The organism is Dawidia soli (genome assembly GCF_018598185.1).
GTDB classification, from domain to species: domain Bacteria; phylum Bacteroidota; class Bacteroidia; order Cytophagales; family Cyclobacteriaceae; genus Ohtaekwangia; species Ohtaekwangia soli.
Genome location: NZ_JAHESC010000003.1, coordinates 242,609 through 260,159 on the forward strand (window position 1 = coordinate 242,609; position 17,551 = coordinate 260,159).

The window sequence follows — 17,551 nt, forward strand, 5'->3', positions numbered from 1 at the left end:
GTAACCAAATTAGAAGTTAGTTTTATCCCACATTGTAAGGCTCATGGTATAACTTTAACGAACTATAAAATCATGCTGAAAACTGAATTAAAAATGTACGTCAACATCACGTCAGGCGCATGTCCCCTGACAACTACAAAAGGAGGTGCATTATGAAAGCGATCGTTGTAACGGACCAGGCCGCGGGAACAGCCGGAATGAAACTGGCGGAGCGGCCCGAGCCGCAAGCGGCAATTAACGACGTCATTGTCCAGGTGCACGCGTCGGCCATGACGGGAGACGAGCTGTCATGGCCCTCGACCTGGACCGACCGGCACGACCGTGACCGGACACCATCGATCCCCGGCCACGAACTGGCCGGCGTGGTCACCGCCCTGGGCTACGGCACCACCGGGCTGTCGGTGGGGCAACGCGTGTTCGGACTCACGGACTGGTATCGCGACGGCACGCTGGCGGAGTATGTGGTCGTTGAAGCACGCAACCTCGCACCGCTCCCGGGCGACGTAGATTTCACCGTAGGCTCAGCCGTTGTGATGCCGGGCCTGACGGCGTGGCAAGGACTGTTCGAGCACGGCCGCCTTCGCGCCGGTCAGCGCGTCCTCATTCACGGTGCGGCCGGCATAGTCGGCTCGATGGCAGTCCAGCTTGCCCGTGAAGCCGGCGCCTATGTCATCGGTACCGGACGCGCTACCCACCGCCAGACAGCGCTCACCTTCGGCGCCCAGGAGTTCGTCGACCTCGACAGCGACACCCTGGAAAACACCGCCCAGGTCGATCTCGTTTTCGATGTTTTCGGTGGCGATATCGCGAAGCGGTCCGCAGGGGTGATTCGCACCGGCGGAACATTGGTGACCGTTGCCGGCCCAACCGAGGCACGGCCCGACGGGGGATTGACCATAGATTTCGTCGTCGTACCCGATCGCGCTCAATTGAGTGAGCTCATCCGGCGGGTTCGGGATGGCCGGCTGCGCACAAACATCGGCCACGTCTCGCCCCTCGAAGATGCCGTCGCCGCCTTCAACCCCACCGAACGTGTCAAGGGGAAGACGATCATCCGCGTTCGCCCGTAAGGTCCGGCTGGTCGGTCATGGCCTCTCGCGTATAAAGCGAATTGGGCGTTTCTTAGCTATTGGATAAATTTAAAAACACTTGAAGCATCGACTTCAAGTGTTTTTTACAAGTATATACATGGACACCATACTTTCAGAGATCAGGAAGTGTACTGTTTGCAAAGAATTTTTGCCTAACGCTCCACGACCGATCATCCAGGCGAGCAGCGTTTCAAAAATTGTAATAATAGGGCAAGCTCCAGGTCAAAGAGTTCAGGATAGCGGTATTCCGTGGGATGATGCCAGTGGTAACAATTTACGGGAATGGTTGGGAGTCGATAAACAAACATTCTATAATGAAAAGATCTTTGCGCTGGTCCCCATAGGCTTTTGTTTTCCGGGCAGCGGAAAATCAGGCGACTTGCCCCCCAGACCCGAATGTGCACCGTTGTGGCATCAACAAGTGCTGAAATCAATGACAGCGGTAAAATTGACCTTATTGATTGGACAATACGCCCAGCACTATTACTTGAAAACCGCGAAGATGACCTTAACAGAAACTGTAAAAAATTACAAAGAATACCTGCCAGCATATATCCCATTACCCCATCCATCGCCCCGGAACAACATTTGGCAAAAGAAAAACGAGTGGTTTAAGGAAAGCTTACTCCACGTGCTCCGGGAAAAAGTAAAATCCCTTCTGAACGAAACGAAAATTAAACACACCAAGTAACCTGTAGGCCCATCGTGCCGGCTGCGTCGCCCAACGATCGTAAAGTAATTCCCTACACCAGCTTCCCGTTCCTGAAGATTAAAATCTGTTCCTGCTGACATAAGGCTGTCAGTCGGTGGTGCTTTTTTTGCCTCCCAGAACTTTTAAAACGAGAAACAATGAATTTATCTTCCGTCCGGATCATCACCGCAGACATTAAACGCCTTATTGATTTCTATGAGCGGATCACGGCCGCATCACTGGCAAAATACACCGAAGATTTTGCCGAGCTGCGCACACCGCAGGCAAATCTCGCCATCGGCAGCACGAGAACCCTTGCCCTGTTTGGCAATGCCGAAATTGCCGTCCCCGCCGCGAACCGCTCCGCGATCATTGAATTCCGCGTCGACGACGTCGACGCAGAATTTGAAAGACTCAAGACATTTCTCGGCGACGCCGTCCTTCAACAACCCACCACCATGCCCTGGGGCAACCGATCATTGCTTTTCCGCGACCCCGACGGCAACCTGGTGAACTTCTTCGCGCCGGTGACCGAAGACGCGAAGAAAAGATTTGGTTTAGCGTAAGGTGAATGGATGTAACGTTGGCTTGATTCCATAAGGGAAGCGCTCCCCTGGCCCGTACTCGGGGAGCGCTCCTATAGAACATGAATTCAATCAAAAACCATAAGCGCTTACTTCACCCATTACCATATTATTCTCGGGTCCCGATACGCCCACAAATCGAAAGTATCGGCCCTGAGTCGAAGCGGGCACAACAAAGGTCTGTTCACCCAGCAGGAAACGATTAAAGTTAAATTCTCCCAGGTCGGTCCAAACCACATTGTCCAGGCTCACTAAGAATTTAATTTTATCAGGAGCCCGGTGATCGCCATCAGGAGGAGAGTCAAAGGTTGTGATCCAGGCTCCGAATTGTGTTATGGTCCTTACAACGCCCATGTCGATCGTGGCATGATGGGGATACGACGAGCCGCCGGCGAGTGAATGCCAACGGGTCTTAAATGTCCCATCAATAAAATTATCCACCGAATTGTCCGCACCGCCGTGCTGCGACGAAAAGTCAACGATGTGCCAGTCCGTCTTGTCAAACGACAACAGTGTACCGGGTGCATAGTCTGTAAAAAAACTATCAACACTGGTAGAATCAGGTTTATACACGGTCCTGTACTCGTACCCCATATCCGGTTTAAAGTCTGTAATGACAGCGGTCGGCTGATCTGCCGGGAAAGTCTGAAGCTTACTATTTCCCGCGAGGTCGGTATACTTTACTTCTATCGCAACGGCCCCGTCAACAGCGCTCCCCCAGTGTATCGTTACCTTTCCCTGCACATCGATCGACGTCGACCCTACCGACCGGCTCACCAATTGCGCCTGATACCGTTCACCATAAACATTCGCACTAAGCTCCACCGGCAGTGACCTATTACCAAAATCATCCAGGCAGACAAGCTTAAAAATGTATCTTCGCTCCTCGAGATTCTCCAGCATCTTTTTAAAAATACCCTGGCCTTCAATCACCAGGTCTGAAGAATCCTGATAATCGTTCCAGAAGAACCGGGCCGTTTTGATCCGCTGTGACCTGACAAATACTTCAAACTCGACACGATTCCTCCCCGGATGAGGCGCTACGCTATCGGCCTTCGCCGCATATATATCCTCTCCCCGATCCAGATACTCCTGGTGCAGATCGTTCATGTCCGAACAGGCCGTCAGCACGGCAACCAGCAATACGATGCCGATGGCATGTAGGGGGTGAGATCCTTTGCGTAAATAATATAGCTGTTTCATGATATTTCTTTAAAGGGTTAACATTACCGGTTGTCGCCAAAGAACTGCAGCTCCGATATTTGAAAGTTGTCACCACCCGACCAGGTCTGTGTAACCTTGATCCGGATATAGCGGACTCTCGGCGCCGTCACAGGACAAATAAAATCCTCGCCATTGTAGGCCCGGCTCACATCTTCGTCTGTATTCTGTCCCATCGGCAATCCGGAAGGTTTTACAGACGTGCAGTCCATCAGCTTCGTCCAGCTGCTCCAGTTTCCCGATCCATCGAGCTGCTCGGCGCCCCAGACCTCAAATTTCCGCGGATTCCCTTCTGCATAAACGTATGACCCCTGTCGTTGGAAGACCCTCAAACGACTCATCTGAACGACCACACCCAGATCGATGGTAACAGAATGAGGCCAAACGCCCGAGCCACCCGGCGAGCTATATCCCTGGTCACCCATGATATCATCCCACATTCTGGGCTTCACCCAGCCAAAGGCACTCGGTTGATCACCCGGCAGCTCGACAGCATTGAATTTGTTGCGATCAAATTTCGTTTCAAAGATCGGTGTCAACGTATAATACTTCGTTTCACTCCGGTTCCCCCAACGGTCCTGAACATACGCACCGATATTGACAGGGATCGTATCCATTTCTCGCTTGGCTCCCTCCCCGATCTTTACCGAGCTGTAAAAAGTCTCCAGCGGAACGTACTCTTTGTTATGATCTTCTTTCAGTATCACCACGGAAATTTCCGCCCGCGACGGGTTCTGCCAATACGCATGAACGCCTCCAAAATCCGGGATCAGATCCAATGTTCCGCCGATCGTCACAACAGGAGGCTCGAGCGGAGCGATAGTCGCTTCCACCGCCTGTGATTCGTTCCGGCTCCGGTCCACGGCAATCAGCTTTACCTGTCGCTCGGCAGTGTCTCCGAATCCCTGGATCTGTAACGTATCGTTATAAAGAGAAGCACGCACCTCGCTGGTTATTCCATCTTTCAATGAATACACCGCTTTTACATAAAGAAGATCTTCATCCTGCGGCAACGTATAACGCAGGACGGCTCCTCCCGGAATATTTTCAACCTCTACGTTTGCGATCTCGCCGGGAGGACGGGTGTCTACTGGTTCCTGCCAAAAGGGCTCCTCCTTACAGGCCAGGGCGATAAAACCAACGACTATACTTAAAAGAGTAGTTCTCATGTTCATATACCTGTTTTTAAAATACATGATGGGTGACTGCTTACCAGCCATAATTTTGGATCAGGTTATTGTTGACTACCATGTCCGACACTTTGATAGGCCAGAAATAGTCTTTCACGGTAAACTCGACCGGGTCTTTCGCCACCGACATTACCCGGTAAAAATCGGCGGCAGTCTCGCCCATGATATTCCATCCCTGGGGCTGTTCGTTCAGGACCTCGATCTCTTTCCAGCGCCGGATGTCCCAAAAACGCTTGCCTTCAAACGCCAGCTCAATCGCGCGTTCGTCGTGAATGATCTCCCGCAGGCCTTCTTTGGTGGCGGGTTTACCGGGCCTGCTGGAATAGGTAGACCACGATTCCTGAACGCCCTTGAGCCCGGCGCGAGCCCGGATGAGATCCAGATACGTGAAGACCTCGTCGACCGGCCCGCTGGCTTCATTCAATGCTTCGGCATACATCAGGTACAGGTTGGCCAGTCGCATAATGGGGAAAGGGAAATATTCATACGAGATATTGTCCCGCGTTTGCGCATCTTTGAAACTGTGCATCTTCTTCACTGAATATCCTGTTGCAGAAAATCCGGATCCCCCCTGCCATCCGGAAACACCAAGGTTGAAGAAATCGCAGGACTTGACATTCGCCGGAAAATCATAATAGCCATTCCCGAAGTACACGCCCTTGTCAAAACCCAGGCTCGCATAGAAGCGCGGCTCACGGTTGTAATGCAGGTACACGGTCTTCTCGCCTTCCTTTACATAATATCTCTCATCTCCGGCAGAAGCTTCCGGTCTTACTTTATAGCGGCTCTCATACCACCCGTTATCCCGCCACTGAACATCCTCGTCGATCGGAACGCCGTTCGCGGAATAATATTTCCCAACCATCTTTAACGTCGGCGCCCATTCACTGGTGGCATCATTGAGCCGTTCCGGATTTAACCGCATCAGCCTGGCCGTTGCGTGCCGTACCAGAAAGCCGACGTCATTGTTGGTGTTGCCCCACAGCAATTCCTTGTTCCAGCGATCGCAAATGGCCTGCCGGTACGTCGTCTGAACCTTGAACGGCGCGGGAGAATTTAACGTCAGCGGATCAACCTGGTCGTATAATGCTTTACCTTGTGCATGGCAAACATCGATGGCCTCTTTACACGCATCCGCGGCAAGCTTCCACTTTTCAGGATCATAGGTCTGCGAGAAAAGCTGCACCCCCCGCTTATCGATCATGCTGGCATAGTCGGCATTACCATTGAACAGGGGGCTCGCCGCAAAGAGCAACACTTCAGCACGCATACTCAACGCCGCCAGTTTGTCAACGCGGCCGGCTTCGGTTCCTTCGATCACTTCGTTTGCATCCGGCAGATCAGCGACCGCCTCCTGCATCAGGTTCGCGATGTACTGAACGACCGAATCTACCGGCTCACGATACGCCTTTACCTCTTCTGCACTGGCATTGATCGGAAGGTTGACATCGACGATGGGAATAGGACCATAGCATTTAAACAGACAATAATGATAGTAGGCCTTCAGGAATTTCACCTCGCCGATCCACCGCTTCTTCTCGTAATCCGCCAGGTCCTGCACTTTATGAATGTTCTCCAGAAAGATGTTACAATCGCGGATCCCGGTCCATAAACCGTCACCCCAATAATTAAAATAGGGATTCGCCGCATTTTGCAACCCGCGGGCGATGTTGGTATTCGTCCACGTGGGGAAACCCTGGTTGATAATATACCGTTGCCAGGTCTCGTCGGCGCCGTTCATGGCCGGATCGTTATCCACCGCGCCAATGGGTGGACGGTAGTTATAACAAGTGAACAGGTACTTTTGAGCGACCGTCCTGTTGCGGAAAGCATAATCAATGGTCGCAATATTGTCCGGCACCACATCCAGGTAGTCAACGCAGGCGCTCAGGGTGCACAGTATGATCAGTGTTATGAATATCTTTTTCATCGTACTCGTTTTAGAAGGAAAGTTGAAGCCCCATGTTGAACACCTTTTGAATGGGGTACCCCATACCGTTGCCGTTCGCATCGCGATTGCCGCCCAGCTCCGGATCCCACATCTTGAATTTACTGAACGTTAAAAGATTGGTTCCACTAAAGTAAAAGCGCAGGTTCGTCAGCTTAACCCGTGAGATAAGACTGATCGGCAGCGTATAACCGAACTCGACAGATTTTAACCGCAGGAACGATCCATCTCTCACGACCCAGCTGGAGCCCACCATATTATTTTCGACACGCGTGGGCGAAAGCCGGGGCCATAAGGCATATACATTCCGGTTTTCCTCCGACCAATGATCGTCGGCATAGTCTTTCAGCAAGGCATTCTGCCCGTCAACGAACGGCGACGTATCAAACGCATTGATCTGGAAAGACTCCCGCGCAAGCCCCTGGAAGAAACAGGAAAGATCGAATCTTCTCCAGCCACCCGATAAGCCAAAACCATAAACGATCTCCGGCACCGTGGGGTACCCCATCGGCACCATATCCAGTTCGTTGATCTGACCGTCGTGGTTGATGTCTTTATATTTGATATCACCCGCCATATAGTCGCCGAACTGCGTGGGTGAATTCCGCACTTCGTCCTCATCCACAAAAAGGCGTTCGGCAACCAACCCCCAGATCTGGTTTAACGAAGTACCTACACGCGACCTCCAGGGCGTGGCAGAATAATCAGGCTCTTCATAGATCTTGAACTCGCTCGTGGCATAGGTGAAATTAGCCATGCCCGTGACCCACGCGCCATTGGCGAACGAATGATCATAACTCGCCGACATGTCAACCCCACAGCTGCTGGCCTCCCCTACGTTCGCCCGAACGCCTGCCTGCAGGCCCATGGTAGCGGGGATGAACGCCCGGTCCATGAGAATATTCTTACGATGCTCGGAAAAGACATCGGCCTGAATTTCCAGTTTGCCCAGCAGGTTCAATTCCACACCCAGGTTCCACTTAATAGCCGTTTCCCAGGTGATCTGATCATTGGCGTAACGCGATATCGAGACCCCGGTCAACGATTGTCCGTTTCCATAAGTCCCGAAGGCTGCGCCTTTACGATCGTTGTTCATGTTCACATTCGACAGATAAAAGAACCGGTCGTTGTCACTGCCGATGGCGTCGTTCCCGACCAGCCCGTACGTTGCTTTTACCTTCAGCTTGTCGACGATCGTTTTCAGACGGCCACTCCAGAACGCCTCGTTGGACGCGATCCACGCCACACCGGCCGAAGGGAAAAATCCGAACCGCTCCTTTTTAGAGAACCGCTCCGAACCGTTATAGCCGAAATTGAACTCCGCAAAATAACGGGAGTCGTAAGCATACGTAAACCGGCCTGCGGTGCTCATGTTGCGATAGGGAAGTGACTTCTGAAGATCGCCCGCATTGGCGTTCAACTGCTCGCGCCGTGTCATCACCACCAACCCGCCGACAGCGTGTTTTTCATTAAAGGTACGGTCCCAGTTTACCGCCGCTTCCATATACGTCGTCGATGTGATCAGCTTCCGGTCCAACGGCTCCTGGTAGTCCAGGTACTCTGTTCCGGTAGTCGGGTTAAGCGGATTCAACCGATAGGTGTCGGTCGCTTTATCATACCGGGACATGGCGTAATAAAACGGATTGTAAAAACGCCGTACTTCATAATTGGCATACCGGTTTGTATTGAACAGACCCCGGACCGAAAGGCCCTGCACTATAAAATCAAGTCTTTGCCGCAGCTCGCCCTGCGCCATGATGTGCGACGTGCTGTAGTTACGGTAGCCCCGGGCCAGTGACGCATACGGGTTGTTATACCCCCCTTTGTCGTAGTTGCCGAAAAGAATATGTTGTGTATGGGCATTCGCCGTATCCGGCAAATAGTAGGCGGGGAACAAGACCGGGTTTGTTCGCATCACCTGGCGGTAGATCGCATCCCCGCCGTCTATCGGGCCGGTGTAATCGTCAAACAGCCCCTGCAAACGCACCGTCACTTCCGTTGTTTTGGTCACGTTGAGGGTCACGTTGGACCGCAGCATATAACTCTTCAGATCGATGTTGCTGTTGAAATTGTTCCGCTTGTCGACGTTGAGGAGCCCGTTATCGTTGTTGATCGATCCGGCCAGGTAATACTTGGCAACCTTCTCGCCTCCCGTGAGGTTGAAATTTAACCGCTTGTTCTGGGCATAATCCTTAAAGACCATTTTATACCAGTCGTTCGCCGGGTAGGCATACGGGTTACCACCGTTCAATGTATTCTCGATCTTATTCTGCGAATACGGCGTTACGCCGAGCGGATTACGCGTCCGCACAGCTTCGTTGTGAAGCTTCATGTACGTAACCGGGTCCGCCAGCGCGATATCCTGCGTCGGCATCGAGAACGAGTTCTCCATACGCACGTTGATGGTCGCTTTCCCTTCCAGACCACGTTTGGTCGTGACCAGGATCACCCCGTTCGCCCCGCGCGAACCGTAAAGCGACGTGGCGGTGGCATCCTTCATAATAGAGAAACTGGCAATATCGTCCGGCTGCAACCGTGCAAGCTCCCGTGTCGTAATTTCATTGTTGTCCAAAAGGATCAGGGGATCTTTTTTATATCCGAAGGTGGTGACCCCACGAATAAAAAAACTGGCGTTATCGGCGCCGGGCTCTCCGCTTCGCTGATACGCGATGATGCCGGACATCCTGCCCGCCAGCGCCGTCGTTAAATTGCTGCTGGGTATTTTCAGCCTTTCCGGCTCCACGGTCGTAATCGAACCGATGACAGATTCTTTTTTCTGTGTTCCATAGCTCACTACCACCACTTCCCCGAGGGCTGCAACGTCGGGTATCAATGAAACATCGATCGAGGTTCTATTGGAAACTTCCACCGTCTGACTGCTAAAGCCTACGAAGGAGAAAACCAGTATTGCACTTCCGTCGGCAACTTCCAGCGTGTACTTGCCATTGTTATCGGAGGTGGTTCCATTGTTCGTGCCTTTCAGCATGATGCTCACGCCGGGCAACGACTCTCCGGCGTCGTCGGTAACCGTACCGGAGACGCGCAGGGCTTGCGCGAAAAGCGAATGATGAAACCCTGCGACAATGAAAATGCAACAAATAGGGATCTTGTAAAATTTATGCATACGTATTCTGCTTAGTGTGATGAGGTCGGATGTTAAAATGAAATAGGCAATACCCTACCGGTCACGCCCCGGCGCCCTGACCTTGACCGGACAAGTTCCAGGCTCGTGTGAGTCCCGTCGGTTGATGTTTAAATTAGTATACTTTCTTTGCGTTACCCGGCATTCCGGCACGGGTATAGTACCCGATCGCCGAAAGACAGGACGGCATACGGAGGATAGTTCAATAGTCCTTATGCTGAGCGCTGAACGATAGCGTTGCTATCTTCAGAGCGTTGCCGGCCAAGACCCGTAATGGTCTTTTTAACAAGAAGTAGTTTTGATCCATAGGCAAAGGGTTGAGGTGTATGAGGTGTTTGGAGTCTTCAGAATAAAGCTAAAAACAGAAATCGTTTTAACCGTTCTGAACCGTACTGATGCAAACGATTTAAACGGCTTCAACCTGCTTTATGTGGGAAAGAAGAGCGATACCCGGAATATCGATCCGAAAGATATTTTCAGAAATTTATTATAGGAACAGTCCTTAGCTGTTCCTATACCAAGGAATATATACCGATCCAGGATATACCGGGGATTGCGGTGGGAGGACACCCGGAAAATCATAAGATAATAAAGACTTTACGAACATCTGTCATGCTCTATCCTGTAGAACATATACTTTATACAGACGATCTCAGGGTAAGATGAAAAGGTATTTCAATATGCTCTCTTGAATTATGGAGGATCATCTCCGCGGTCTTCTCCCCCATCATCTTGAAATCCGTTGAAATGGTTGTGATCCCATTGAGTATGATCTTCTTTAAAGGTGTTTCATTATAGGAGATCACACCGACATCCCGTCCCACTTTTAGTTTGCTGACCAGGATCATTTCAATGAGCCGAACAAGATCTTCCTCCATTAAGCTGATGAATGCTTCCCCGGCATTGATGGGCTCGTCCTGGATCCGGTGAACGAGCTTGGCCGTGAAGGCAAACTCATCGCAAAAACTAAAAAAACCTTTGAGGATCTCCTGCGGATAATAAGAGTCCTGCGGGAAAAGGATCTTCAGGGTATGATACTTACATAATTGCTCGAGCGCCTGCGTCAGCGCCGACCGGATGTCCAGCTCAAAATTCTCGTAGACCGCGCCAAACTGCCCCGAGACACCCGGAACCAGCTTATCCAGTAAAATAAGCTTATCCTTGTCGATCGAATTAATTATTTCGTGCGCGTTATCGCCACCTTCCAGGAAGTGCGGTATGATAACATAGTGCGTGTACCCCTCTCGCTTGGAATGAAGTAATTTCTTAAAGAAAGAAAAATCATTATCGTAAATATACAGATCGATAGAAGCATGCTTTGCTAACGACGCGGCAATGGAATCATAGAGGATCTTTTTATGCGCGCTGAGCTTATTAAAAAGCAGGAAGACCTTTAACTGGTGATTGACATCCGTGCTCTTAATGAAATACCCCTTGCCGGGAACAGAGCCGATCACACCACAATCTTTCAGGTATTTGTACCCCCGCTCGGCCGTATCCCGCGAGATCTCGAACTCAAAGCTCAATTCACTCAGCGACGGCAGGATCTCGTCCTTTTTAATATTGCCCTGCTGAACAGCGTTGATGATGGAATTGGCTAATTGTTGATACTTCGGCGTGGCCGAATGATCATCCAGCGAGATGTATTTATAGATGGGTGATTTTTGCATGGATGGTTGTTGATCGGGCATGCCATCAAACGCGGGGCCCGATTTAAAAACAGCTGGCTTTCAACCATTTATGAAGACACTCCAAAAATGAAGCACCGATATTTCGGTGTACACCGAAAACCGGCAACGAAATGACGTGGTAACAAGAGGACGCCATATTTGCGAACGCCTAAATCATATGCTCCTTTCTGATCCCCAGCTTTTTCATTTTGGATTGCAGCGTTGTAGGCGGAACATTCAGAAGCTCGGCCGCACCCCCGGCCCCCCAGATCTTACCATCGCATTGTTTTAATACCTCCAGGATATGGTCCCGCTCGTTCTCCAGGATGGTCTTTACACGCGGGGCGCTCGCAGCGTGCTTTGATTCCTTTTGATCCGGCAATATAACGTCGCGGATCGTATCGCCCTTTGTGAGCAGCACGCTTCGCTCGATGATATGTTCAAGCTCCCGGACATTGCCCGGCCAACGGTAAGCCTGGAGCTCTTGTAAAACGCCAGCGGAAATGCCCGCGATATTTTTTCCTGCCTTCCGGGAATAATACCGGACAAAGTGATCAGCCAGCGCCGGTATATCGTCCTTGCGTTCGCGTAACGGAGGAAGCTGTATGGGAAAAACATTGAGGCGGTAGTACAGATCGAGGCGGAAACGGCCTTCGGCCACTTCCTTTTCCAGGTCCTTGTTGGTGGCGGCGATCACCCGGACATCCACTTTTATCGGTGCTGAACCGCCGATGCGCTCGATTTCCTTTTCCTGTAAAACCCGCAGCCACTTGACCTGGAGCTCAATGGGCATTTCGCCTATTTCATCCAGCAAGATCGTACCGCCGGAAGCCTGCTCAAACTTGCCGATCCTCTTATCGGTGGCCCCCGTGAAGGCGCCCTTCTCGTGACCAAACAATTCTGATTCGATCAGGGAAGCGGGAAGGGCCGCACAATTTACCTTGATAAAGGGTTTCATTTTTCTGGGAGAAAGCCGGTGAAGACACTCTGCTACCCGTTCCTTACCCGTACCGCTCTCACCCAGTATCAACACCGACGTATCAAGCGGCGCCACCTGGGTAATACTGTCGAACACATTCAGCAGACGGTGGCTTGTGCCGACGATACCCTCGAAACCGGATATACCGGTGGAGTTCCCGCCCGATGCTAACGGCACCTCCTTCAGCGTCTCCAGGCCTTTCGTTGCCTCTTTGATCGCCAACGCGCCGCCTACTGTCTCGGCCAACGACTGCTGCAGCCTGTTGAGCAAGGTAAGATGCTCGCCCGTGTAGGTATCGGCGCTTCGACTATAGAACGAAAGATAGAACGTCCCGCCGCCGGAAAGATACAGGGGTAGCGAGAGGCAGGACGCCATGCCAAAATACCCGGCCACTACCTTCTTCAACGGACGCCGCGAGCAAAGCTCCTCAAATGCCCTGCCCGCATAAACGGCGGCGATCGGATCCGCATGATCCGACCGCAGCAAGACCTCGTAGTCCGGCAGGCTCAGCCCGGTCATCACCAGGAATTCGGAGACGCCCATACTTTGATATTCATTGAACCCTATTCGCAGAAAGCCACGGGTATAGCGTGTAGGGTCACCGTCTTTAAACTCACCGCGCAGGAAGTCGAACGAAACATACGGCTGAAGCGCCATGCCGATCTTCATGATCGTATCCTGCCAGCTGACAGACCGGGTGTTCAACCCGGCGAGCTGTTTTTGCAACGCCGCTTCCCGCCGAAAATTGGATTCCAGGCTATGCTCATGACGGTACCGGGCAATTTCCAGCGCCGCCAGCACATCCTTTTCACGAAAAGGTTTTACCAGAAAACCATACGGCTGCGTAGCTTTCGCCTCTGCCAAAACATCCTGGTTAGAGTTTGCGGAGAGATATACAAAAGCAATGTTCTCCTCTCGTAATTGTTTTGCCAGATCGATACCGGTCAATTTTCCCTTGAGGTAGATATCCAGCAGGACCAGCGACGGTTTCTCCTGCCCGATCAGCTCGAGCGCTTGTTGCACCGAACGGGCTATGCCCGTTACCTGGTACCCTGCTTTTTCAAGCATCAACTGCAGATCGTTCGCTTCTATGAACTGATCCTCGACGATAAGAACTTTGTCACGCATGGCAATTTCGAATATTACACCAGAAAAAAACTTATGAATGATGCAGGGACTGCTCGGAAACAAATCGTATGGCGATCACGGTGCCGCCCGCATTCCGTATTTCAAACCGGGCACCAATATCATCGCTAAGACCTTGCATCAGGCTCATTCCCAGGGAACTCCTGTTCACACCATCAAAATCGGGTGGCAGGCCTATACCGTTATCAGCAATGGCAAGCGAAAAGCGATCGTCTGTTTCCTGCTTCAGGGAGATCGTGATCACGCCATTCCGGTTTTCCGGAAAGGCATACTTGATCGCATTGGTGATCGCCTCATTCAGGATCAACCCGAGCGGAACGGCCTGCGCTATCGTCAATTCAACAGGCTCTACCTTCGTTTCAAAACGGATGCGATGCCGGGTATTGAAACTGTCCCGCAAATACTCTACGAGCTCGTGAATGTAAAACGCCATATCGATCGCCGCTACATTCTCCGATTGATACAGTTTCTGGTGAATGAGCGACATGGCCTGCACGCGGTGCTGGGAATCACGAATAGCGCTTAACGCCTCTCCATTGTTCAGGTATGCCGATTGTGAGTTGAGCAGGCTCATGATCGTTGCCAGGTTGTTCTTCACCCGGTGATGAACCTCTTTGAGCAGCCATTCTTTTTCATCCACCAGGTTGCGCAGCGAATAATTCTTCTGGTTGATCTCGCGCTGCTGCGCCCGTAACTGCTGGTTACTCCGCTGCTTCACACAGTAGCTATGATACAATAACCCCACGATGACAAGCAGCAAGGCGATGCCACCAAAGGTCAGGTTCTTGGCCAGGATTGCCTGTTGTATTTCATTCTGATGAAGCCGGGCCTGGTTGCGCAACAACTGAATGTCTTTTTCCTTTTGCGCGGTTTCATACTGGATCTGTAACTCCTGGATCTGCTTGCTCTTCTTTTCTGTAAAAATAGAATCGTTGATGGCTTTGTGCCGCTGGTAATGCTTCATGGCATTTACATAGTCGCCCGATGCCGAGTCGATCTTAAAAAGCATTCCATGAATATCACCCAGCATGCACAGGCTGATGACACCTTCGGGCATCGCCATTAATTTGTCCAAATGATCGGCCGCGTTGGAATATTTTCCCCAGGCGATGTATAACGTACTGATATTGTAATACTCTTTACGCAATTCGTCAATCTGCCCCGTGGCGATCTCCAGCGCGATGGCTTCCCGGTAAAATCCTTCCGCCGTGCTATAGCGCGCCATCGCCTGGTGGCAATCGCCCATGGAGCCTGTCTGCAGCTGCCTGGCAAAATCGGTGTCGGGCGGGTATTCCTCCGTTGTGCGCGTTAAAAAAGCAAAGGCCTCCCGCGGTTTATGTTGCCTTATCAGCCCCTGCACGATCCGTCGCACCAGGGAGTAGAGGGCGTTGCGGTCTTCCACGGCCACCACCCCCGGCCTATCGAACCGACCGGTTGGCGTACTGTTCCTTTTTAGAATCTCCAGGCTTTTAAGAAACCATTGAATGCTTTTTTCAACCTCTCCAAGCTCTCTGTAAAACTCACCCAGCGCATTATAAAAACTATCCTCAAAACGGTAATCCCCGATCCGTTCCATGCTTTTGATAGCTTCCAGCTCGTACCGGATCGCAATGTTATAATTCCCTCTTAGTGCACTGATCTGTGCCAGCAGATCGTAGGTGTACTGAAGCTCCTTCGGACCGTTACCCTTTTGAAGGTTTAATACCTGCATCGCTTCGTTCTCCGCGAGCGTCAGGTTTCCCTGCCGTACATGTTTGTAGGCGATCTGGATGATGACAGACCCTTCTTTTATCTTGTCATTGGACGCCCGGTAGATGCAAAGCGCATTCTCAAATCGCCCGATGATCGTTTGCAAGGTGCTGTCAATTAAGGGCGACCGCATACCGAAATTGATCCAGGCCTGTGCCTCGCCTTCTTTGTCCCCCGCCTTTCTGTAAAGGTCGATCACCTGCCTGAAACATTCTTCCGCTTGTCGTGCATTGTCACACCGGAAGTAATAATACCCCATCTGCGTGAGGGTCTCCTGCCCAAGCCCGAACGCCCGGAGGGAATCGCTCAGGCTTTTAGCTTGCACCAGATAGACCAGCGCGCTATCCACTTTGACCTTATTGCGATAGTTCCACTCTGTATCAAAATAGTATTTGCTTAAGGTAAGAAGCAGCTTGATGCGGCCGGTGTCAGGCTTGCTTTGCTGGATAAGCGCCAGCAGCTTGCGGGGGTTCTTATTATTTTCAGGCACCTGTGCGTGACAGCACACGAGTGTCGTTACGAAAAACACGCCGGCGAGAAAATACCGTTCAGATTGGCAAAGACACTTCATACGATTGGAGGTGTTGGGCTATACACAGATCCGCTTGTAATCGAAATATACCAATTATAAAATAAAGGATCACCCGCAAACCTGTGCCTTATCCGTGAACTTTCTCAGATTGCGTAGATTTAATGATCATCCTGATCGCCGGGATAGTGCAGGATACTGTAGCGACAGATTCTTATTATAGCACGATCACGCCTGAAACGCGCATCGCGGCAACGGACCGTTACAGCAACCATTCAACGACATGCTGCTGTGGCGCCTGGAAGTCATTCGCTCCAATACGTTGAGCCCGGGTTTACCGCTTTCGCGACGTCAAAGCTTTTATCATAGTCCTGCTCAAAAAAACTATCGTTATTATAAAAAAATGCACCCTTTCTAAAGCATACGATGAATGTGTCAATCATGCTCTCAAGCGAGTCAAAGCATGCTTCCGGTTCGAATATCTGCAACGCGGGACTATAAATAAAGATCTTCCCGTAATCGGGAGAGCGATTATTAAGTTGTATAAGAAAGCTATCGTCAGAAAAAACCGGAAAATAAGTTGATGATCGCGTTACTTCTGAAGCGTGAAAAATCTTCAAGCTATCTTCCAACGGAAAGAATACTCCCGGCACACCAAAGTGCAGCAATCCCGTTGGAACACCCTCGAACTGAACGCCATTCTTCCATTCATACAGGTCCACCAATTCATCCGGGGGACTTAAGGAGTTTTGCTGAAACAACGATATAATATATTCCCGCTGCAGACCGTTCAAAAAATAAGCTAATACGGGCGACCGGGCAATCGCCAGTTCATTTTCCAGTTCCATTAACTTACGTCTGATACGCATAAGCTCAACATTTAAATTTATCCACTCAAAACTACGACAAAGGGAGGCAACAGTTGATTGAATCACAGAATGAATAGCCAACTACGCGAAGCCTGCCTTTTTATCAACATGCGTTATATATCACTTATTTTCCAAACCATCAGGCAACAAATATGGCCTGTGCAAGTCATTAGAAATATTGAGACATCTGCTCGTATACCCGATCGTTATCCGTATCTTAGGATGTGCGTTTTTCGGCTCAATCGACTTCGCGAGTTCCTGCATAAGTCTGCGCAAACTGCGGCAACAATCGACCGATTGTTCTCCGACACGCCCTGCAAATCTCCACAAGCACGAAAAAAAGAGTCATCCCACGATTTTTTCCTGAATTCACCTCCCACGCCGCCACGCCCCCAGCACATTCAGCTGGCGCGTGTTTGTCTCCTACCACATCCTTCGCGACAGCAAGCTAAGTTTCCCCTAAATTTACTTCAACATAGTCTATAATCAAGAGATAACCCAGTAATAACATACCCATATCCCACTCTATACCCAGACCTTTAGAAATCTGGGTTATTTACTGTTTGTGGATCGATTGTGAGAAAATTATATCTTTTTAAGATTGGGAGTATAGCTAAAGTAGCTACCTTGTTCGTATAAGTATGGATGGAAGTCGTTATGACCCCGACGACGTTGACTAATTATTTCGTTAACTCATGTAACCTAACAGTATGGCATTCTTAGAAGAACTCCAATTCACCGG

At 50.7% G+C, this 17,551-nt stretch carries 11 protein-coding genes; 3 read left to right on the top strand and 8 right to left on the bottom strand.

Annotated elements, in window-relative coordinates; translation table 11 throughout:
* Positions 1-152: 152 nt before the first annotated feature.
* The 3 genes from KK078_RS03540 to KK078_RS03550 all read left to right on the top strand — a co-directional run bounded on the left by KK078_RS03540 (position 153) and on the right by KK078_RS03550 (position 2,348).
* A complete protein-coding gene (locus KK078_RS03540) occupies positions 153-1,070 on the top strand; it encodes an NADP-dependent oxidoreductase (RefSeq protein WP_254088862.1) in 918 nt (305 codons plus the stop codon).
* 118 nt (positions 1,071-1,188) lie between these two features.
* Positions 1,189-1,782, top strand: a complete 594-nt coding sequence (locus tag KK078_RS03545) for a uracil-DNA glycosylase family protein (protein WP_254088863.1) — start codon at positions 1,189-1,191, stop codon at positions 1,780-1,782.
* A gap of 158 nt (positions 1,783-1,940) precedes the next feature.
* Positions 1,941-2,348 (top strand): VOC family protein, encoded by a 408-nt coding sequence (locus tag KK078_RS03550; protein WP_254088864.1) that lies wholly within the window; start codon positions 1,941-1,943, stop codon positions 2,346-2,348.
* A 90-nt stretch (positions 2,349-2,438) separates the two neighbouring features.
* On the opposite strand, the gene KK078_RS03555 is transcribed toward KK078_RS03550, so the two are convergent.
* The 8 genes from KK078_RS03555 to KK078_RS03590 all read right to left on the bottom strand — a co-directional run bounded on the left by KK078_RS03555 (position 2,439) and on the right by KK078_RS03590 (position 16,809).
* Positions 2,439-3,569 (bottom strand): DUF4998 domain-containing protein, encoded by a 1,131-nt coding sequence (locus KK078_RS03555; RefSeq protein ID WP_254088865.1) that lies wholly within the window; start codon positions 3,567-3,569, stop codon positions 2,439-2,441.
* Positions 3,570-3,592: 23 nt separating this feature from the next.
* The gene (locus KK078_RS03560) at positions 3,593-4,756 is read right to left on the bottom strand and encodes a DUF5000 domain-containing lipoprotein (RefSeq protein ID WP_254088866.1); all 1,164 of its coding nucleotides are present in this window, start codon (positions 4,754-4,756) and stop codon (positions 3,593-3,595) included.
* Between the two features lie 40 nt (positions 4,757-4,796).
* Positions 4,797-6,707, bottom strand: coding sequence for a RagB/SusD family nutrient uptake outer membrane protein (locus tag KK078_RS03565; RefSeq protein WP_254088867.1), 1,911 nt, complete (start codon positions 6,705-6,707; stop codon positions 4,797-4,799).
* Between the two features lie 10 nt (positions 6,708-6,717).
* Complete coding sequence (locus tag KK078_RS03570; RefSeq protein WP_254088868.1) at positions 6,718-9,849, bottom strand: SusC/RagA family TonB-linked outer membrane protein; 3,132 nt, start codon at positions 9,847-9,849, stop codon at positions 6,718-6,720.
* Between the two features lie 656 nt (positions 9,850-10,505).
* On the bottom strand, positions 10,506-11,537 hold the full coding sequence (locus KK078_RS03575; protein ID WP_254088869.1) for a GntR family transcriptional regulator: 1,032 nt from the start codon (positions 11,535-11,537) through the stop codon (positions 10,506-10,508).
* 169 nt (positions 11,538-11,706) lie between these two features.
* Positions 11,707-13,644 carry a sigma 54-interacting transcriptional regulator gene (locus tag KK078_RS03580; RefSeq protein ID WP_254088870.1) on the bottom strand — a complete coding sequence of 646 codons (1,938 nt, stop codon included), beginning with the start codon at positions 13,642-13,644 and terminating at the stop codon, positions 11,707-11,709.
* Positions 13,645-13,675: 31 nt separating this feature from the next.
* Positions 13,676-15,982 (bottom strand): tetratricopeptide repeat-containing sensor histidine kinase, encoded by a 2,307-nt coding sequence (locus KK078_RS03585; protein WP_254088871.1) that lies wholly within the window; start codon positions 15,980-15,982, stop codon positions 13,676-13,678.
* A gap of 263 nt (positions 15,983-16,245) precedes the next feature.
* A complete protein-coding gene (locus KK078_RS03590) occupies positions 16,246-16,809 on the bottom strand; it encodes a hypothetical protein (protein ID WP_254088872.1) in 564 nt (187 codons plus the stop codon).
* Positions 16,810-17,551: the final 742 nt, after the last annotated feature.